This window comes from Paramagnetospirillum sp. (assembly GCF_058402745.1).
On the sequence record NZ_JBZVFI010000003.1, the window covers coordinates 219,202 to 238,376 of the forward strand.

Genomic DNA, 19,175 nt, shown 5'->3' on the forward strand with positions numbered 1-19,175 from the left:
TTTAGGATGGTTGCCGACGGCCGCAAGGGTGGTTTGTTCACCGGCAATTTGCCATAGTCCCGCCGACCCATGGCGACGGAGGGGGCGAGGAATGGCGCGGGCGACCATCGTGATCACGGGGGCGGCGATCCTGTGCCTGCAACTGATCGCGTCCCGGGTGATGACGCCGTTCTTCGGGGTCAGCCTGCTGATCTGGACCGGCATCCTGTCGGTGACCCTGCTGTGCCTGGCGCTCGGCTATTATTGGGGCGGATTGTTCTGCCGGGGGCGTTCCACCGCCGAGATCCGCGCCGCCTATTATCTCGCTCCCGGCCTGTCGGGCGTCTGGCTGGTGGTCGCCGTCCTGCTCTATCCGGTCTGCCTCGGGCCGCTGGCCCAGCTGAGTCTGGTGGGAGGGGCGTTCCTCGCCTCGATCCTGCTGCTGGCGGTGCCGCTGGTGCTGCTGTCGGCGCTCAATCCCCTGCTGGTGGCCCTGGAGCGCCCCCTGCACGGCGAGGCCGACGCCGGGGCGGGATGGGTGTTCTTCATCAGCACCATCGGTTCGGTGGCGGGTGTTCTGGTGGCCGCCTTCGCCCTGATTCCCCATCTCTCCGGCCGTCATTCCATCCTGTCCATCGCGGTGACCCTGTGCCTGCTGGGCGCCCTGGGGGCGGGAAAGGGCAGGGGGCTGGTGCTGGCCCTGGCCGGGCTGGCCGCCGCCCTGGCCCTGGCCGCCGTCGATCCCGCCGGGCGGAGCGGCCGGGCCGCCCGCGACGGCGAGGACCGGCCGTGGCGCACCGTCGCCGCCTATCCGTCCGCCTTCGGGGTGCTGAAGGTGGTGGAACTGGGCGAGGGGCCGGGCCTGCTGCGGATTCTGTTCAACGACGGACTGGCGCAGAACGGCTTCGATTCCCAGGGGCGCCCGGCGCTGCAATTCACCCACTTTCTCGAGGCGGGCGCCGCCCATCTGGCGCCCGCCGCCCGCAAGGTTCTGGTTCTCGGCCTGGGGGCCGGGGTGATTCCCGCCGCCTTCGAGGCGCGCGGCGCCGCCGTCGAGGTGGTGGAGATCAACCACCGCGCCTATGAGGCGGCGCGGGACCATTTCGGCTACCGCCCCGGCCCGGCCACCCGGCTGGTGTTCGCCGACGCCCGCACCCAGGTGCGCGGCTGTTCCCCCGACAACGACATCGTCTTCGTCGATCTGTTCTCGGGCGACGGCATCCCCGAGCACCTGCTGACCCGCGAGTTCTTCGCCGACATCCGCCGCTGCCTGGGCGAGGGCGGCGTGGTGGCCATCAACAGCTTCCTCGATTCCCGCCACATGGAGCCCACCGGGGCCATCCTCGCCACCCTGACCGAGGTGTTCGGCCGGGTCGCCCTGGTGGAGCAGGCCCGGCCGCCGTCCCGGCCGGTGACCAACGGCTTCCTGTTCGCGGCGCGGCGGCCCGACACCCTGGACCGCCTGGCCGGGCTGCGCATCGAGGCGGGCCGGGTGCCGGCCCACATGGCCGAGCAGATGGCCGCCTCCCTGGGCTCGCTGCGCCTGGTGGACGGGACCTCGCCGCTGCTGGCCGGGGCGCCGGTGCTCTCCGACGAGGACAACCCGCTGGCCGCCCTGGCGGCGCCCGCCCAGATGGCCTATCGCCGCGCCATGGTCGCCACCATTCCCGACCCCATCCTGACGGATTAGGGGCGGGGGAGGAGGGCTTGACCAAAAGCAAGTTCCTCCCCGCCGTCTCCGTGGTCTACTCCGGACCGTATTTTGGAAGGTAAAGCATGTCCGACCGCATTCTCATCCTGGTGGCCCTGTCGCTGATCCTCGCCATGGTGGCGGGCACGTCCATGCAGATCCGCAAGCCGCAGCCCACGCCCGTCCTGGTGAAGGAATCCATGCGCCGGCCGGACTACGCCATCCCGCTGGAAAACCCCATGACCACCGACATGGAGGGCGTGACCAAGCCGTTCCACGAGCGCCTGGCCAAGCCCACCGTGGTGAACTTCTGGGCGTCGTGGTGCATTCCCTGCGTCCGCGAGCTGCCGCTGTTCGCCAAGTTCAAGCCCATCGCCGAGGCGGCGGGCATCCAGGTGCTGACCGTCAACGTGGACAAGGAAGGCGCCCCGGTGGCCAGGAAGTTCCTGGAGGAGCGCGGCATCACCGACATGCCGGTGATCCTCGACCCCGACGGCTCGCTGTCCAAGGCGCTGAAGGTGCGCGGCATGCCCACCGCCCTGCTGGTCAACGCCAAGGGCGAGGAGACCGCCCGCATGGAGGGCGAGGCCGACTGGTCGGGGCCGGGCGTCATCGACGTGGTGCGCGAATTGCTGGCCCTGCCGTCCCATCCCGTGCTGGCCAAGTAGCATCCAAGGAAGGGGGAGAAGATGACCACCCTGTCGCGATCCTTCGGCCGTTCCGACCTTTCCAACGGCGCTCACCGCGACGTGGCGGTCTGGCTGCTGGCCTGTTGCTTCATGGTGGCGGTGATGGTGTTGCTGGGCGGTCTGACCCGGCTCACCCATTCCGGTCTGTCCATGGTGGAGTGGGAGCCCATCCGCGGCATCATCCCCCCTCTCAACGAGGCGGACTGGCAGCTGTTCTTCGACAAGTACAAGCAGACCCCCGAATACATCAAGGTCAACGCCGGCATGAGCCTGGCGGATTTCAAGGGCATCTTCTGGCTCGAGTACATCCATCGGGTCTGGGGCCGGCTGATCGGCATCGTCTTCTTCGTGCCGTTCCTGTGGCTGGCTTTTTCCGGGCGTATCGGCAGGTCGATGATTCCGCGCCTGCTCGGCGTGTTCCTGCTGGGCGCCGCCCAGGGGGGAATGGGCTGGTTCATGGTCAAGAGCGGTCTGGTGGACAATCCCGCCGTTTCCCATTACCGCCTGACCGCCCATCTGGCCCTGGCCTTCCTGATTCACGCCTGGATGTTCTGGCTGGCGCTCGACATCCTGGCCGATCACCGGCCCGCGCCCCGCCGCCTGCACGGCGAGGCCGGCGGCGTGCTGTCCTGGCTGTACTGGCTGACCGCCCTGGTGGTGGTCACCCTGCTGTTCGGCGGCCTGGTGGCCGGTTTGAAGGCGGGTCTGATCTACAATACCTGGCCGCTGATGGATGGGGCGATCATCCCCAAGGATCTGTTCCCCGACGGGTTCCACTCCCTGTTCGAGGACATCAAGACCGTGCAGTTCGGTCACCGCACCCTGGCCGAGATCACCATCGCGGTGGCCCTGATCGGCTGGTACCGGGCCCGGTCGCGGCTGGGCGCCCAGATTCCGGGGCTGATCCACGCGGTGGGGATCATGGCCCTGATCCAGGTCGGGCTCGGAATCGGGACCCTGGTCCTGGTGGTGCCCATCTCGCTGGCCTCGGCTCACCAGATGGGCGCGATGGTGCTGCTCACCCTGTGTCTGTGGGCCATCCACGACCTGCGCCGGCGCATCTGACGCCGGCTTTCCGGTGCCTGGAATCCCGTAAAAAATGTAGTCGCCCAAGGCGTTTGTCCTGACCTGACTTTACCAAAGTCAAGGAGATGAACTTTCCGTAATGAGAGGTTCATGGTCCGGTCGTCCGGAGTTTTTTTCGGAAATGCCAAGGGAGTTCGATCGATGTCCAATTCAATCGAAGGCAAGGAGGAGGAGCAGATTCCGGTGATGCAGCGCATCCTGGACAATCCGTTCCTGCTCCTCTTTATCGGTGTGGTAGTGCCGACGGTTTCCTACACGATCTGGGGGATCATGGAAGTCGCCCAGCTGCCGATCGCCAAGTAAGGGAGGACTAATATAATGTCTATTACTCCTCCGGAGCAAAAAATCTGGTTCAATGAGCCCGTCGAGAAGACCGAGGTCGTCTGGGTGCTCATCGCGCTCACCTGGGCGCTCATCATGTTCGCCATGATGCCGCTGTGGCACCTCAAGGGCACCCAGAACATGTCCAACGAAGCCTATCGCATCCAGCCGGATGTGTATCAGGCCCGCGTGGACGCTTTCGTCGAGAAGTACAAGGTGGGCGAGGAAGGCCACGCCAAGACCCCGGTGGTTCGTCCCCCGGCCGGTTCGGACGTGTACCTGCTGGCCCGTCTGTGGGAATGGTACCCGGTTCTCGAACTCGAGAAGGGCAAGTCCTACCGCCTGCACCTCTCGTCCATTGACTGGCAGCATGGCTTCTCCGTGCAGCCCGCCAATATCAATCTGCAGGTCCATCCCGGCATCGACGAGGTGGTGACCATCACCCCGACCGACGCCGGCGATTTCGGCATCATCTGCAACGAGTATTGCGGTATCGGCCACCACACCATGCTCGGAAAAATCCGAGTCGTGGCTGGTAAGTAATCGAGGGGGAGCGCAAATGGTTGCCAAGCCCGTATTCAGAACCTGCGGCTTCACGGGTCTCAAGATCCATGACGAAGCAGAGAAGCTGATCAAGATCAATGCGGTCACCGCCATCGTGGTGCTGGCCGTCGGAGGTCTGTTCGGCCTTCTCGTCGCTTTGACCCGCTGGCCGACCGTGCACCTGCTGCCGGCCGACCTGTTCTACCTGGCGCTGACCGCGCACGGTATCGACATCCTGATCGTCTGGTGCATCTTCTTCGAAGTTGCCCTGATGTACTTCGCCTCGTCCATCCTGCTGCAAACCCGACTGGCCACGCCCAAGATGGGCTGGGTGTCGTATGCCCTGATGGTTCTGGGCGCCGCCATCACCAACTGGAAGGTCCTCGAGGGCAATTCCAGCGTGATGATGACCTCCTACGTGCCGATGCAGGCCGATCCGCTGTTCTACGTGGGTCTGATCCTGTTCGCCGTGGGTGCCCTGATCGCCTGCTTCATCTTCCTGGGCACCCTGGTGGTGGCCAAGGCCGAGAAGACCTATGAGGGCTCCATTCCGCTGGTCACCTTCGGTGCCCTGACGGCGTGCATCATCGCCATCTACACCATCGCCTCCGGCGCCATCATCCTGATCCCGACCTTCCTGTGGTCGGTCGGGCTGATCAGCCACATCGACCCCTTGATGTACAAGGTCGTGTGGTGGGGCATGGGCCACTCGTCGCAGCAGATCAACGTGGCCGCCCACATCGCCGTGTGGTACGCCATCGCCGCGATCCTGTTCGGCGCCAAGCCGCTGTCCGAGAAGGTCAGCCGCTGCGCCTACCTGACCTACATCTTCTTCCTGCAGATCGCTTCGGCCCACCACCTGCTGGTGGAGCCCGGCCTGTCGTCCGCCTATAAGATCTTCAACACCTCGTACGGCATGTACCTCGCCGTGCTGGGCTCGATGATCCACGGCCTGACCGTCCCGGGCTGCATCGAGGCGGCTCAGCGCCGCAGGGGCTTCAACAACGGCATGTTCGAATGGCTGCGGAAGGCTCCCTGGGGCAATCCCGTGTTCTCGGGCATGTTCCTGTCCCTGATCCTGTTCGGCTTCCTCGGCGGCATCTCCGGTGTCACCATGGGCGTGGAACAGATCAACATCATGATCCACAACACCATCTACGTGCCCGGCCACTTCCACGCCACCGTGGCGGCCGGTACGACGCTGGCGTTCATGGCGATCACGTACTTCCTGGTCCCGGTCCTGTTCGGTCGCGAACTGGTCGCTCCGGGCCTGGCCAAGCTCCAGCCGTACCTGTTCGGCCTGGGCATGGGCGTGTTCTCCCTGTTCATGATGGGTGCCGGTACGCTGGGCGTGTCCCGTCGTCACTGGGACATGGCCTTCTCGGACGCTCCGCACGCCTTCGCTCATGCTCCCGCTGCCTTCCTCATGATGGGCATCGTGGGCGTGTCGGCGGTGGTCGCGGTGATCGGCGGCGCGCTGTTCGTCCTGATCATCGTCGCCTCGGTGCTGTTCGGCAAGCCGGTGGTCCACTCGGCCGCTCCGGCTCCGGCTCCCTCGCCGGTCGCCTCCTACGGCAATGCCGAGCACGTGGCCGTCCCGGGCACCTTCGCCCTGGCGCTGCTCTTCCTGACGATGTTCGTGCTCTACTACTTCGTCAACTGGAAGTATCTGGCCAGCACCTGGATCATGAGCTGATCCAGTCGTTAGGGTCAAAGGCGGGCGGGACCCTCGGGTCCCGCCCGTTTCCCTCCGAGGTGTTATTTTTGAAAGGGTAGGGAGAGGGTGATGACGGCGAACCTCAAAGTCCTGGCATCGGTGTTCAAGCTGCGCATCGGCGTGTTCTGCGCCCTGGCGGCCATCGCCGGAGCCCTGGTCACCCCGAGCGCCGTTCCCGAGACCTCCCAGGTCGTGGCCGTGGCCGTGGCCGTGCTGCTGTCGGCCGCCGCCGCCGGCGCCTTCAACCATTACTGGGAGCGCGACATCGATCCGATGATGAACCGCACCCGCAACCGTCCCTTCGCCTCCGGCCAGTTCGCCGCCGGTCCGCTGTGGCCCCTGGGGCTGCTGGCGCTGACCGTCGCCGCGGTGGCCCTGGCCGCCTTCGCCGCCAATGCCTGGGCGGCGCTGCACGTCTTTCTCGGTGCCTTCGTCTACGGCATCGTCTACACCGTCTGGCTGAAGCGCCGCACCGCCTGGAACATCGTCATCGGCGGTCTGTCCGGCAGCTTCGCCGTGCTGGCCGGCGCCGCCGTGGCGGTGCCCACCCTCAGCCCCCAGTCGCTGGTCCTGGCCCTGATCCTGTTCCTGTGGACGCCGCCCCATTTCTGGAGCCTGGCGACCGCGCTCAAGGACGATTACGCCGCCGCCGGCATTCCCATGCTGCCGGTGGTCAAGCCGGAATCCGAGACCAACTGGATCATCCTGGCCAACACGGTGGCCCTGGTGGCGTCGTCGCTGCTGCCCTACTTCTTCGGGGCCGGTCCGCTCTACATGGGGGCGGCGATCCTGGGCGGCGTGTGGTTCCTCTACAAGAGCGTGCTGCTGGTCATGCGCCCGGGCCGCAAGGCCGCCATGGGCAATTTCTTCGCCTCGCTGATCCAGCTGGTCCTGCTCTTGACCGCCGTCATGGTTGAGCCGCTGCTGGCGGGGTAGAACACCGCCATGATACATGCAAAAGTCCTGATGCTTCTGGGGGCTTTGGTTTCGGCCAGCGTCCAGGCCCAAGCGGCGCCCACCGTTTCCGCCACGGCGGAAGAGGCGCTGAAGCGTTCGCGCGCCGCCGAGGGCAACGTGGTGGGCTCCCACCAGTTGACCGATCAGGACGGCCGCACGGTGGACATCACCCAGTTCCGGGGGCGGCCGGTGGTGATCAGCATGATCTACACCGCCTGCGACCACACCTGCCCGGTGACCACCCAGAACGTGGCCAAGGCGGTGTCGGGCGCGCGCAAGGCGCTGGGCGACGACAGCTTCCAGGTGCTGTCCATCGGCTTCGACACGGTGCGCGACACCCCGGCCAATCTGAAGATGTACGCCCGTCAGCAGGGCATCGACCTGGAGAACTGGACCTTCCTGGCCGGCAACCACGCCACCATGGAGGCCCTGTCGGCCGAGCTGGGCTTTACCTGGTACGTGACCTCGCGCGGGTTCGACCATATCGCCCAGACCACGGTCCTGGACAAGGAGGGCCGCATCTATCGCCAGGTCTATGGCGAGAATTTCGAGCTGCCGCTGCTGGTCGAGCCGCTCAAGGATCTGGTTCTGGGCCGGGCGGCGGCGCTGACCTCGCTGCAGTCGATCAGTGACCGGGTGCGCTTCTTCTGCACCGTCTACGACCCTCACTCCGATGCCTATCGCTTTGATTTCGGCATCTTCTTCAGCATCGGCTCGGGTTTCCTCGCCGTGCTGACCATCATCTGGATGACCATCCGCATGTGGCGTGACAGCCGCCGCCGGGCATCGTGATGAGTCCCGCCCGCACCCGTCGAGGGGGCAAGAAAATGGAAACGAAAAGGAAATTTCGCCTTGTCTAATCCAATCAAATCCGCCGTCAGAGCGGGCCTCTTCCGCCTCGAAAGCGGCTGGGACATGCTGGTGGGGCGCGAGTCCAACCCCATGTACTGCCTGGGCGCCATGTCGTGGTACTTCTTCTGGATCGTGGGCGCCACGGGGCTGTACCTTTTCGTTCCCTACGACACCAGTGCCGTGCGTGCCTGGAGCTCCATCGAGTACATCTCGCGCGAGCAATGGTACTGGGGCGGCCTGATCCGCTCGCTGCACCGTTACGGCTCGGACGCCATGGTGCTGACCATGATGCTGCATCTGGTGCGCGAATGGTGCCTGGACCGCTATCACGGCGCCCGCTGGTTCGCCTGGTTCACCGGCGTGCCGCTGATCTGGATGGTGTTCAGCTCCGGCATCACCGGCTATTGGCTGGTGTGGGACGAACTGGCCCAGTACCTGGCCATCGGCACCGCCGAGTGGATGGATTACCTCGGCATCTTCGGCCAGAGCATCGCGCGCAACTTCCTCAATCCCGGCGCGCTCACCGACCGTTTCTTCACCCTGCTGATCTTCATCCACATCGCCGTGCCGCTGTTCCTGCTGATGGCCATGTGGGTGCACATCCTGCGCATCAATAACGCCAAGACCAATCCGCCCAAGCCGCTGGTCATCGGCTCGTCGATCATGCTGGTGGCGCTGTCGCTGCTGCATCCCGCCCAGAGCCATCCGCCGGCCGACCTCGGCAAGGCCATCGGCGACCTCAATCCCGACTGGTACTTCATGGCGCTGTATCCGCTGTTCGACGCCAAGGGGCCGCTGATCACCTGGGCGGTGTCCATCGGCGCGTCGCTGTTCCTGTCGCTGATGCCGTGGATGGCGTTCCGCCGCAAGCGCCGCGCGGCGGCCGTGGTCACCCCCGACATCTGCAACGCCTGCGGCAATTGCGCCTCGGACTGCCCGTTCGGCGCCGTGGTGCTGCGTCCGCGCACCCCCGACGCCACCGGGCACGCCAAGGTGGCCGTGGTCCAGCCCGATCTGTGCACCAGCTGCGGCATGTGCATGGCGTCGTGCAACAAGACCAATCCCTTCCTGCCCCATAAGGGCGAGCAGCGCCCGACCGCCATCGACATTCCCGATTTCACCTTCGACCTGATGGTGAAGCGGGTGTCCGCCCGCACCCATGGGCTGGTGGGCAAGAACCGTGTCCTGATCATCGGCTGCGAGCACGGGGCGGTGCTCGATCACCTCAAGGGACCGTCGGTGGGCGTTCTGCCGCTGCATTGCACCGGCATGATGCCGCCGTCGCTGATCGATTACGTGCTGAACAAGGATCTGGCCGACGGCGTGCTGGTGACCGCCTGCCGCCCCGGCGAGTGCTTCTACCGCCTTGGCCCGGAATGGACCGAGCTGCGCATGAACGGCCAGCGGGTGCCCAAGCTGCGCGGCGCCGTGTCGCGCGACCGGGTGCGCCTGTTCTGGGCCGCCAGCACCGAGACCCGGGCCCTGATGGCCGAACTGGCCGAGTTCAGGGTGGCGCTGGAGGAGCTGCCGCCCGTCGAGCGTCCCGAATCCACCAGAAGGAGGGTGGCGGAATGATCAAGCCCCGTTACATCGCCGGCCAGGCCGTGGCCTACACCGCCTTTGCCCTGATGATCGCCTATTTCGCCTCCAATCCGGTGTACCGGCATCATGATCCGAGCAAGGCCCTGCTGAAGCTGTCCATGACCCATGCCGGGCAGAAGGTGGGCGAGTGCAAGGAGCGCTCGGCCGAGGAGCTGGCCAAGCTGCCGCCCAACATGCGGGCCAAGACCTCCTGCGGCCGCGAGCGCAATTCCGTGACGCTCGAGATGGATATCGACGGCGTGAAGGTGTTCGCCCAGACCGCCAAGCCCGCCGGCCTGTCGGGCGACGGCCGCTCGCGCTTCTACGATTCGCGCGAGATCTCGGCCGGGCGGCACGTCATCACCGCCCGCATGCGCGACGGCAACGACCCCAACGTCTTCGACCAGGTGGCCGAGGTCACCGTGGACCTTGCGCCCCGGCAGGTTTTCGTGGTCGATTTCGACGAGGAAAACGGCAAGTTCGAGTTCAAGTGACGTCTAACCTCCGTCATCGCGCTATCCGGGATGACGGAGGAGGAAGCGGGGCAAGAGCGTGATGGATCATTCCTGGAGAATGGACGGCCTGTCCACGGCGCGCCGGGCCGAATTGCGCGGCTGGGCGCTGCTGGCCATCGGGTCGCTGGCCATCGCCGGGCTGCTGGCCCTGGCGCTCGGCCTGTCGCGCACCCCCAAGGTGCAGGACTGGTTGCCCTGGGGGCCGCATTTCTTCTACCGCGCCCTGGTCACCCATGTGGTGCTGTCCTTCGAGGTGTGGTTCCTGGCGGCGCTGGGCGCGCTGTCGGCCATGGCGGCGCCGCCTTGCCCCAAGGGCGATGTCCTGGGCCGCGTGGCGCTGATCCTCGGCGCCCTGGGCGTTCTGCTGCTGCTGATCCCCGCTTTGGCCGATCAGGGCGAGCCCTCGCTCAACAATTACGTCCCGGTGGTCGGGCATCCCCTGTTCTATATCGGGCTCGGCGTTCACGCCGCCGGCGTGGCGCTCGCCTGCCTGCGGCTGTTGCCGGTGCTGAAGAGCCATAGGGTGGTGCCGTTCGGCATCGCCTCGGCCGGTCTGGCGTATTTCGCCGCCCTGGCCTGTTTCCTGATCGCCTGGGCGCTGATTCCGGCCGGGACCGATGCCGATCTGTTCAACGAGCGGGTGTTCTGGGGCGGTGGCCACGTGCTGCAGCTGGTCAACACCATGATCCTGATGATCGCCTGGCAGGCCCTGTCGGAAAAGCATTTCGGCGCCGGGCCGGTGCCCGCCGGCCTGGGCCGGGCCTGCTTCGCGGCGCTGGCCCTGTTCGCGGTGGTCTCGCCGCTGATCTATGCCGTGGGCGGCGATGTTCTGGGTCTCGAACACCGGCAGGTCTTCACCCGCCTGCTGTGGGTGGGGCTTCCGCTCCCGCCGCTGGTGATGGGACTGGGGCTGGCCTGGAAAATCGTCCAGGGCCCGCGCGACTGGCGCTCGCCCGCCTTCCTGTCCCTGGCGCTGTCGCTGTTCGTCTTCGCCATCGGTGGTTTCGCCGGCTTCTTCCTCGGCGTGGCCGACACCCGGACGCCATCCCACTACCACGCCGTCATCGGCGGAGTGCAGCTGGGGCTGATGGGGGTGGTGCTGCTCAACGTGCTGCCCGCCCTGGGACGCAGGATCGGGACGGGGAGGGGCGTGCGCCTGCAGTTCCATCTCTACGGCTGGGGCCAGCTGGTCCATGCGCTGGGCTTCTTCCTGGCCGGCGCCGCCGGGGTGCCGCGCAAGACCACCGGCGTGGACCAGGGGCTCGACACCCTGTGGAAGAAGGTTTCCATGGGGGTGGTGGGCATGGGAACCGGACTGGCGGTGCTGGGCGGCATCATTTTCGTGTGGATGGCATTGACCCGCCTGCTCAAGCGGGGCGAGGAGGACGGCCATGCTTAAGGGCTTCGCGCCGCTCGCCTTGCTGGTCGCCACCGCCATCCTGGCCCTGGGCTGGCTGATGGGCCGCACCGGCGGCCTCGACGTTCTGCCGTCGGAAAGCTACAAGGCCGACCTGAGCGAGTTCCACGGCCGCCATCTCGCCTTGCTGGCCGCCCATGGCACCGGCCAGAGCGTCGACGGCATCCCGGTGGTGCGCCCACCCGCCGGCTCCGACATCCCCATGCTGGCCAGGCGCTGGGAATTCAGCCCCGCTTTGGAGCTGGAGCCGGGCAAGACCTACCGTCTGCATCTGCTGGCCGAGGACACCGTCCATTCGGCGGCCATCGGCGAGGCCGAGGTGCTGCTGACCCCCGGTCAGGCCCGCGTGGTCGGCCTGACCACCCCGGCTTCGGGCCGGGTGCGCCTGCAATGCGCCGAGTATTGCGGCCTCAGCCATACCAAGATGATCGGTTCCATCGAGGTGGTGGCGAAGGCCCCGTAACCTTTCGGCGGCCCGCGGCGAAGGTCCGGGCATGACCGTGACCTCGATCGCCGCCTGTTGTCCCACCAGCCCATCCGGTGCATCCTGCGCCGGGACACGGGAGCGGCGCGTGCGGACGGAAGACGACCATCTGCGGGATCTGATGCGGGCGGCCCAGGCCGGCGACGGGCGGGCCTACGGCGCCCTGCTGTCCGAGGCGGCCCCCATCATCCGCCGGGCGGTGGCCAGGCGCTGGCGCGGTCCCGATGCCGAGGACATCGTGCAGGAGGTGCTGCTGTCGCTGCACGCGGTGCGCCACACCTATGATGCCGCCCGCCCGTTCCTGCCCTGGCTGCTGGCCATCGTGCAATACCGGGTCGCCGACGCGGCGCGGCGCCACGCCCGCCGGGCGGCGCGCGAGGCGCCGGAATGCGGTTTCGAGCGCGGCCTGCCCGAGGTGGCGGCTCCGGCGGCGGAGGAGGGGCCGGGCGACCCGCAATTGCTGGCCCGCGCCCTGGATACCCTGCCCGAGGGCCAGCGCCGCGCCGTCCGCCTGCTGAAATTGGAGGAGCGCTCGCTCAAGGAGGCGGCGGCGGCCACCGGCATGTCGGTGGGGGCGCTGAAGGTGGCGGTTCATCGCGGCATCAAGACCTTGCGGGCCAAGCTGACCGGAAAGGAGGAGGAGGGATGAGGACCGAGGACCTGATCGCCCGCCTTGCCGCCCAGGCAACGCCCGTGCGACCCCTGCGGACACCCGCCGCGCGGCTGGCCGCGTGGTTCGCCCTGGCCCTGCCGGCGGTGGCGGTGGTCGTGCTGTCCATGGGGCTGCGCGACGACCTCGCCCAGCGTCTGGCCGAGCCGGTGTTCCTGCTGCGCGTCGCCGCCAGTCTGGCCACCGCCGCCGCCGCCGCTTGGGCCGGGCTGGCGCTGGGGGTGCCGGGGCGGTCGCGGGCCTGGGGGCTGGTGCCGCTGGTGCCGTTGGGCCTGTGGCTGGCCAGCCTGGGGCGGCAATGCCTGCTGGAACTGAGCGGACAGGCCGAGGCGGAGCTGCTGGCCGCCCCCCATCTGGACTGCCTGCCCGACATCGCGATGATGATGGGGCTGCCGACCATCGCCATGGTGGCCATGGTGCTGCGGGGCGCCGGGTTGCGCCGGCGGCTGGAATTGCTGCTGGGCGGTCTGGCGGCGGCGGCGCTGTCCAACGCCGCCCTCAGCCTTGCCCATCCGGTGGATGCGGGGTTGCTGGTGCTGCTGCTGCAGCTGGCCGTGGTGGCCGGTCTGGCCGTGGGAATGGGGCGGGACGCTTTCTTGACGGCGTCCCGCTAGGGTGGGAAGATTTTCCGGGATCAGCCAGCCATCCGGGAGGGGAGCATGGGCGCCGGGAAAAAGAAGAAGATGGCCGGCCTGCGGCCCGATTTCGTCTGGGGGGTTTCCACCTCGGCCTTCCAGGTGGAGGGCGCCACCAAGGAGGACGGGCGCGGCCCCAGCATCTGGGATACCCGCTGCCGCTTGGCTGGCGGCGTGTGGACCGGGGCCAACGCCGACGTGGCCTGCGATCATTACCACCGCTGGCCCGAGGATGTGGGCCTGATCAAGGATCTGGGCGTCGACGCCTACCGCTTTTCCCTGGCCTGGCCGCGCCTGCTGCCCAAGGGCAAGGGACAGGTCAACCAGAAGGGCCTCGACTTCTACGACCGCCTGATCGACGGGGTGCTGGAAGCGGGGATAACCCCCTGGGTCTGCCTCTACCACTGGGACCTGCCCCAGGCGCTGGACGACCTGGGCGGCTGGACCAACCGCGACTGCGCCGGCTGGTTCGCCGATTACGCCGTGCTGGCGGCCAGGCGCTACGGCGACCGGGTCAAGCACTTCGCCACCTTCAACGAATTCTCGGTCTTCACCATGTTCGGCTACGCCATCGACTGGGCGGCCCCCGGGGTGACCGACCGCGCCGCCCACATGAAGGCCATCCACCACGTCAACCTGGCCCACGGCATGGGGGTGGACGTGCTGCGCGACCTTGTGAGGGACGTCTCCATCGGCGCCATCCACAACCGCCAGATCGTGCGGCCCGAGGGCGGGCTGGCCGAGAACCAGGCGGCGGCCGACCTGCTGGACGCCCACTGGAACGGGGTGTTCTGCGATCCGCAGCATCTGGGCCATTACCCCGAGATCATGGCCCGCGACGTGGAACCCTATGTCCAGGCCGGCGATCTGGCCCGCATCTGCCGTCCCACCGACTGGATGGGCCTCAATCATTACGGCCCCATCTACGCCAAGGCCGACCCGGCCACCACCTGGGGCTACGGCTGGGGGGCGCCGCCGGAATCCGCCAACCACCCGGAAGTGGGCTGGCCCATCTTTCCCGAGGTGTTCAGGGACGAGCTGCTGACGCTGACCCGGCGGTACAAGTTGCCGGTCTACGTCACCGAGAACGGCTGCGGCGGCGGCGCGGGCAGCGATACGCCGGACGAGAACGGCGTGGTCGACGATACCCATCGTCTCGCCTATTTCCGCGAGTACCAGCAGGCCATGCTGGACGCGGTGGCCGAAGGCGCCGACGTGCGCGGCTATTTCGTCTGGGCGCTTCTCGACAATTTCGAGTGGGGCTCGGGCTACGGCCCGCGCTTCGGCCTCTACCACGTGGATTTCGACACCCAGAAGCGCACGATCAAGAATTCCGGCAAGTGGTACCGGGACATGATCAAGGGCTGGCGCAAGGGGGCGGCGGCACGCGGCGGTTCATAGACACGGATGATCATGGCGCCCTTATATCCATGATCGTATCCGGAAGGCGTTATTTCTATCTGTGTTCTTCTCAAATGGAGTTATGAGGACATGACCCGCCTGCGTCTCGGCGTCAACATCGACCACGTCGCCACCATCCGCAACGCCCGTGGCGGGCATCATCCCGACCCGGTGCGGGCCGCCCACATGGCGGCGGCGGCGGGCGCAGACGGCATCACCGCCCATCTGCGCGAGGACAGGCGCCACATCTCCGACCGCGACATGGAGCGGCTGGCCAACGAGATCACGCTGCCGCTCAATTTCGAGATGGCGGCCACCGAGGAGATGGTGGCCATCGCCCTTCGCCACCGGCCGCACGCCGCCTGCATCGTGCCCGAGCGGCGCGAGGAGCGTACCACCGAGGGCGGCCTGGACGTGGTGGGGCAGTTCGAGTCCCTGAAGCCGCTGGTGGGGCGCCTGCTCGACGCCGGTATCCGCGTCTCCATGTTCATCGAGGCCAACGCGGCCCAACTGGACGCCTCCAAGGCCCTGGGCGCGCCGGTGATCGAGCTGCATACCGGCGCCTATTGCGAGGCCGAGGGGGCCGAGCGCGACCGTGAATTCGCCCGTATCAAGGCGGCGGCGGCCCATGCCCAGGCCATCGGCCTGGAATGCCATGCCGGCCATGGCCTCAGCTACGACACCGTCAAGCCGGTGGCGGCCATTTCCTCCATCATGGAACTGAACATCGGCCACTTCCTGGTGGGCGAGGCCATCTTCGTCGGCCTCGACGCCTCCATCCGCCACATGCGCCGCCTGATGGACGAGGCGAGGGGGGCTTAAGCCCCCCTATTCAGCCCGTCGCCTTGTACGGCGAAACGGACGGCAGAAGGTGTGCCAGCTTGCGGTCCTCGGTCCCGGTGTGGCTGACGAACCATTGCATCAGGAAGGCGACCATCTCGCTGGTGCGGATCTGATCCACCGAGACGGAATCGATGTAGTCGTGGAGCTGCTTCAGCAGGTCGCGGTGAAGGGCCTTATGGGCGGCGGTCTCCGGCCACTCGATCTCCTCCATCAGCCCTTCCTCGCTGAAGAAGTGGAAATCCGCGTATTTGTAGAGCTCCGCGCAGGTTCTGAGCAGCCGCTTGGCCGTCGCCCCGGATTCTGCCTGCTGCGCGAATTGCTCGATCAGATCGAGAAAGATGCGGTGCTCGAAATCGATCCGGGGATGGCCGATCTCGAATTTTTGCTGCCATGTGGTGTCTACCATCATCGCCTCCCCACGGATTCGCCTTAATTCGCCTGCGGCATGCTGTGCCACCAGAGGCGCGCCTCGCGGCACAGGCCGTCGGCGAAGCTGGCCTGGAGAATGCCGTCCAGCACCATGCGGGGCAGCGGGTCGCCGGGCTTGCGGTTGGGCAGGCCGGTGCCGGTGGACTTGGCCCAGATCTGGAACAGCTCCTCGGAGGCTACCTGATAGGTGACGTGCCAGTGGGCGATGCCGCCGCCGTCGTGACTGGCCAGGATCTCGTAGGTGACCCGGACGTCTTCCTGAAGCTGCACCCGCTTCCAGTACTCGGCCAGTTCGGCGGCGCCGGCCTGGACCTGGAACGGGGTGTTGTGGTAGCGCCCGTCGGGGTGGAAAAGGGCGGCGAACCTGGCCGGGTCACGCTGTTCCCAGGCCGTCTTGTATCCCTGCATGAAGAGGTTGATGTCCATGTCCGTCATCCCTGCGCCGATTTGTATTGTTGCGGGCAGGGTAACCGGATTCTAGGATCGCCGCCACGGGAGTGAAGCGCCAATGATCATCGGCCTGGGCAACGACCTGGTGGACATCCGCCGCATCGAGGACAGCCTCGAGCGGTTCGGCGCGCGCTTCATCGCCAAGGTCTTCACCGAGGCGGAAAAGGCCACCGCCGAGCGGCGGGTGGGGCAGGCCCGCTCCGGGGCCTATGCCAAGCGTTTCGCCGCCAAGGAGGCGCTGGTCAAGGCGCTGGGAAAAAACGGGGTGGGCTGGCGCGACATCGAGGTGACCAATGACGGCGACGGGCGGCCCTGTCTCCATCTGAGCGGCGGCGCGGCGGCGCTTCTGGCCCGGCGGATTCCGTCCGGAATGCGGGCCCAACTGCACCTTACGCTTACTGACGAATACCCCCTGGCCCAGGCCGTGGTGATCATCGAGGCCCTGCCTGCTTGACAGCCGGGCCATAGGCTGGCTTGATCTCGGCGACGCCGTATGCCTCGTTCAAGGCTGACGTCATGAATTTCAATGGGATAAGCGGCTCAATTCATGTCTAAAGGCAAGTCGGGCGGAATGGGCGAGACGATCCGCACCATCGTCTATGCCATGCTGATCGCCGGAGGTGTCCGCACCCTGGCCTTCGAGCCCTTCAACATTCCGTCGGGGTCCATGATCCCCAGCCTGCTGGTGGGCGACTATCTGTTCGTCTCCAAATACGCCTACGGCTATTCCCGCTATTCCATGCCCTTCGGCGTGGGGCCGGGCGGCGGGCGGATCATGGAGCGGAGTCCGGAGCGCGGCGACGTCATCGTCTTCAAGAAGCCGCCCGAGAACAAGATCGACTACATCAAGCGGGTGGTCGGCCTGCCCGGCGACCGCATCCAGGTCAAGGCCGGCATCCTCTTCATCAACGGCACCGCCGTGGACAGAAAGCGGATCGAGGATTTCGTCGAGCGCGATCGTGACGGCAACATCCTGCGCGCGCCGCAATACGTCGAGACGCTGCCGGGCGGCCGCAAGCACAAGATCATCGAGTTCCTGGGCGACAACGGCCCCGCCGACAACACCATGGAATACGTGGTGCCGCCGGGTCATTACTTCATGATGGGCGACAACCGCGACAATTCGGCGGATTCCCGCTTCCTGTCCGAGGTGGGTTTCGTTCCCGCCGAGAATTTCGTCGGCCGGGCCGAGATCCTGTTCTTCTCGGGCGACGGAAGCGCGGCCTTGTGGGAAGTCTGGCGCTGGCCCTGGGCCATCCGCTATTCCCGCCTGCTGCAGGGGATCGAGTAGGTGATGGCCACGGCCGCCGCCGAGCTTCACGCGGTGCTGGGCCACGCCTTCACGCGGCCCGAGCTTCTTTCCCAGGCCCTGACCCATCCCAGCATGCAGCAGGGACGGCGCGGCAAGACCTCGGACCCTTACGAGCGCCTGGAGTTTCTGGGCGACCGCGTCCTGGGCCTCGTGGTGGCCGAGATGCTGTTCACCCGCTTTCCCGACGAGGCCGAGGGCGCCCTGGCGCGCCGCCATGCCGCTCTGGTGCGGCGCGAGGCGGTGGCGCGGGTGGCCAACCAGATCAATCTGGGCCGCCATCTGGTGCTGGCCCGGGGCGAGGACGAGGCCGGCGGACGGACCAATCCCGGCATCCTGGCCGATGCCTGCGAGGCGGTGATCGGCGCCCTCTACGCCGATGCCGGCTTTGCCGTGGCGGCGTCCTTCGTGCGGTCGCGCTGGGAGCCCCTGATGGAGGAGGCGCTGGCCCCGCCCAAGGATGCCAAGACCGCGCTGCAGGAATGGGCGCAGGGCCGCGGGCTGCCGTTGCCCTTCTATCGGATTCTCGGCCAGGAAGGCCCCCCGCACGAGCCGATTTTCCTGATGGAGGTCGGCGTCGAGGGTGTAGGCTCGGCCATCGGTCGCGGCGCGTCGAAGCGGGTGGCGGAACAGGCGGCGGCCGGATTGCTGCTGCAACAGGTGATGAAATGAATGATGTTCCCGAAACCGGTCAGCGCTGCGGCTTCGTGGCGGTGGTCGGCGCTCCCAATGCCGGCAAGTCCACCCTGGTCAACGCCCTGGTGGGCACCAAGGTGTCCATCGTCTCGCCCAAGGTGCAGACCACCCGCTTCCGGGTGATGGGCATCGCCATGGTGGATGACGCCCAGGTGGTGCTGGTGGACACCCCCGGCATCTTCCAGCCGAAGAAGCGCCTGGAGCGCGCCATGGTGGCCGCCGCCTGGAGCGGCGCCACCGACGCCGACCACATCTGCCTGCTGGTGGACGCGTCGCGCGGCTATGACGACGAGACCAGGGGCATCGTCGAGAAGTTGAAGCAGGCCAACCGTCAGGCCATCCTGGTGCTGAACAAGGTGGATCTGGTCAAGCGCGAGAAGCTGCTGGGCCTCACCGCCCAGCTGGATGCCGAGGGCATCTTCACCAACGTCTTCATGATCAGCGCGCTCAAGGGTGACGGCATCGGCGATCTGCTGGCCCATCTGGGCAAGATGGTGGCGCCGGGGCCGTGGATGTTCCCCGAGGACCAGGTCTCCGACCTGCCGCAGCGCCTGCTGGCCGCCGAGATCACCCGCGAGAAGGCCTTCCTGGCCCTTTACCAGGAACTGCCGTACTCCCTCTACGTCGAGACGGAGAAGTGGGAGGAGAAGGAGGACGGCTCGGCCCGCATCGATCAGGTGATCTACGTCGAGCGCGAAAGCCAGAAGCCCATCGTGCTGGGCAAGGGCGGCCGCCAGATCAAGGCCATCGGCGCCAGCGCCCGCCAGGAACTGGAAGAGCTGCTGGAGCGCCGTGTCCACCTGTTCATCCACATCAAGGTGCGCGAGGACTGGTCGGAAAAGCGCGGCCATTACTCCGAGATCGGCCTGGATTTCGATTCATGAGCGATGATCGATCCGTTCCTGTCATGC

At 66.9% G+C, this 19,175-nt stretch carries 22 protein-coding genes; 20 read left to right on the forward strand and 2 right to left on the reverse strand.

Annotated elements, in window-relative coordinates:
• Nucleotides 1-91: 91 nt before the first annotated feature.
• The 16 genes from ACV4UZ_RS01975 (at nt 92) to ACV4UZ_RS02050 (ending at nt 15,359) form a co-directional block, all read left to right on the forward strand.
• Complete coding sequence (locus tag ACV4UZ_RS01975; RefSeq protein WP_491599262.1) at nt 92-1,669, forward strand: fused MFS/spermidine synthase; 1,578 nt, start codon at nt 92-94, stop codon at nt 1,667-1,669.
• An 86-nt stretch (nt 1,670-1,755) separates the two neighbouring features.
• Nucleotides 1,756-2,337: a TlpA family protein disulfide reductase gene (locus tag ACV4UZ_RS01980; RefSeq protein ID WP_491599263.1), complete on the forward strand. Its 582-nt coding sequence runs from the start codon at nt 1,756-1,758 to the stop codon at nt 2,335-2,337.
• 21 nt (nt 2,338-2,358) lie between these two features.
• A complete protein-coding gene (locus tag ACV4UZ_RS01985) occupies nt 2,359-3,423 on the forward strand; it encodes a COX15/CtaA family protein (RefSeq protein ID WP_491599264.1) in 1,065 nt (354 codons plus the stop codon).
• A gap of 162 nt (nt 3,424-3,585) precedes the next feature.
• Nucleotides 3,586-3,747, forward strand: a complete 162-nt coding sequence (locus tag ACV4UZ_RS01990) for a hypothetical protein (RefSeq protein WP_011384618.1) — start codon at nt 3,586-3,588, stop codon at nt 3,745-3,747.
• Nucleotides 3,748-3,762: 15 nt separating this feature from the next.
• Nucleotides 3,763-4,308, forward strand: a complete 546-nt coding sequence (locus tag ACV4UZ_RS01995) for a cytochrome C oxidase subunit II (protein WP_491599265.1) — start codon at nt 3,763-3,765, stop codon at nt 4,306-4,308.
• Nucleotides 4,309-4,324: 16 nt separating this feature from the next.
• Nucleotides 4,325-6,004 (forward strand): cbb3-type cytochrome c oxidase subunit I, encoded by a 1,680-nt coding sequence (locus tag ACV4UZ_RS02000; RefSeq protein ID WP_491599266.1) that lies wholly within the window; start codon nt 4,325-4,327, stop codon nt 6,002-6,004.
• Nucleotides 6,005-6,094: 90 nt separating this feature from the next.
• On the forward strand, nt 6,095-6,961 hold the full coding sequence (gene cyoE, locus ACV4UZ_RS02005) for a heme o synthase (RefSeq protein WP_491599267.1): 867 nt from the start codon (nt 6,095-6,097) through the stop codon (nt 6,959-6,961).
• Between the two features lie 30 nt (nt 6,962-6,991).
• The gene (locus tag ACV4UZ_RS02010) at nt 6,992-7,774 is read left to right on the forward strand and encodes an SCO family protein (RefSeq protein WP_491599268.1); all 783 of its coding nucleotides are present in this window, start codon (nt 6,992-6,994) and stop codon (nt 7,772-7,774) included.
• A gap of 60 nt (nt 7,775-7,834) precedes the next feature.
• Nucleotides 7,835-9,409, forward strand: a complete 1,575-nt coding sequence (locus tag ACV4UZ_RS02015; protein WP_491599269.1) for a hydrogenase iron-sulfur subunit — start codon at nt 7,835-7,837, stop codon at nt 9,407-9,409.
• Nucleotides 9,406-9,909 carry a hypothetical protein gene (locus ACV4UZ_RS02020; protein WP_491599270.1) on the forward strand — a complete coding sequence of 168 codons (504 nt, stop codon included), beginning with the start codon at nt 9,406-9,408 and terminating at the stop codon, nt 9,907-9,909. Before ACV4UZ_RS02015 ends, ACV4UZ_RS02020 begins: the two co-directional genes overlap by 4 nt.
• A gap of 79 nt (nt 9,910-9,988) precedes the next feature.
• Nucleotides 9,989-11,329, forward strand: coding sequence for a cbb3-type cytochrome c oxidase subunit I (locus ACV4UZ_RS02025; protein ID WP_491599271.1), 1,341 nt, complete (start codon nt 9,989-9,991; stop codon nt 11,327-11,329).
• On the forward strand, nt 11,322-11,810 hold the full coding sequence (locus ACV4UZ_RS02030) for a cupredoxin domain-containing protein (protein WP_491599272.1): 489 nt from the start codon (nt 11,322-11,324) through the stop codon (nt 11,808-11,810). Before ACV4UZ_RS02025 ends, ACV4UZ_RS02030 begins: the two co-directional genes overlap by 8 nt.
• Before the next feature lie 31 nt (nt 11,811-11,841).
• Complete coding sequence (locus tag ACV4UZ_RS02035; protein ID WP_491599273.1) at nt 11,842-12,480, forward strand: sigma-70 family RNA polymerase sigma factor; 639 nt, start codon at nt 11,842-11,844, stop codon at nt 12,478-12,480.
• Nucleotides 12,477-13,115, forward strand: a complete 639-nt coding sequence (locus tag ACV4UZ_RS02040) for an NrsF family protein (RefSeq protein WP_491599274.1) — start codon at nt 12,477-12,479, stop codon at nt 13,113-13,115. Before ACV4UZ_RS02035 ends, ACV4UZ_RS02040 begins: the two co-directional genes overlap by 4 nt.
• A gap of 45 nt (nt 13,116-13,160) precedes the next feature.
• Nucleotides 13,161-14,537 carry a GH1 family beta-glucosidase gene (locus ACV4UZ_RS02045; RefSeq protein WP_491599275.1) on the forward strand — a complete coding sequence of 459 codons (1,377 nt, stop codon included), beginning with the start codon at nt 13,161-13,163 and terminating at the stop codon, nt 14,535-14,537.
• A 90-nt stretch (nt 14,538-14,627) separates the two neighbouring features.
• Nucleotides 14,628-15,359, forward strand: coding sequence for a pyridoxine 5'-phosphate synthase (locus ACV4UZ_RS02050; RefSeq protein ID WP_491599276.1), 732 nt, complete (start codon nt 14,628-14,630; stop codon nt 15,357-15,359).
• Between the two features lie 10 nt (nt 15,360-15,369).
• Here ACV4UZ_RS02050 and ACV4UZ_RS02055 read toward each other — a convergent pair whose 3' ends face one another.
• Entirely contained in the window at nt 15,370-15,837 is a 468-nt protein-coding gene (locus ACV4UZ_RS02055; protein ID WP_491599277.1) for a bacteriohemerythrin, read from the reverse strand.
• Nucleotides 15,810-16,235, reverse strand: a complete 426-nt coding sequence (locus tag ACV4UZ_RS02060) for a nuclear transport factor 2 family protein (RefSeq protein ID WP_491599278.1) — start codon at nt 16,233-16,235, stop codon at nt 15,810-15,812. The genes ACV4UZ_RS02055 and ACV4UZ_RS02060 overlap by 28 nt, the downstream gene beginning before the upstream one ends.
• An 82-nt stretch (nt 16,236-16,317) precedes the next feature.
• On the opposite strand from ACV4UZ_RS02060, the gene acpS reads away from it, so the two are divergent.
• From acpS to era, 4 genes are all read left to right on the forward strand, one after another.
• Nucleotides 16,318-16,713, forward strand: coding sequence for a holo-ACP synthase (acpS, locus tag ACV4UZ_RS02065; RefSeq protein ID WP_491599279.1), 396 nt, complete (start codon nt 16,318-16,320; stop codon nt 16,711-16,713).
• Nucleotides 16,714-16,806: 93 nt separating this feature from the next.
• Nucleotides 16,807-17,550 (forward strand): signal peptidase I, encoded by a 744-nt coding sequence (gene lepB, locus ACV4UZ_RS02070; protein ID WP_491599280.1) that lies wholly within the window; start codon nt 16,807-16,809, stop codon nt 17,548-17,550.
• A 3-nt stretch (nt 17,551-17,553) separates the two neighbouring features.
• Nucleotides 17,554-18,240 (forward strand): ribonuclease III, encoded by a 687-nt coding sequence (rnc, locus tag ACV4UZ_RS02075; protein ID WP_491599281.1) that lies wholly within the window; start codon nt 17,554-17,556, stop codon nt 18,238-18,240.
• Entirely contained in the window at nt 18,237-19,148 is a 912-nt protein-coding gene (era, locus tag ACV4UZ_RS02080) for a GTPase Era (protein WP_491599282.1), read from the forward strand. Before rnc ends, era begins: the two co-directional genes overlap by 4 nt.
• Nucleotides 19,149-19,175 lie beyond the last annotated feature (27 nt).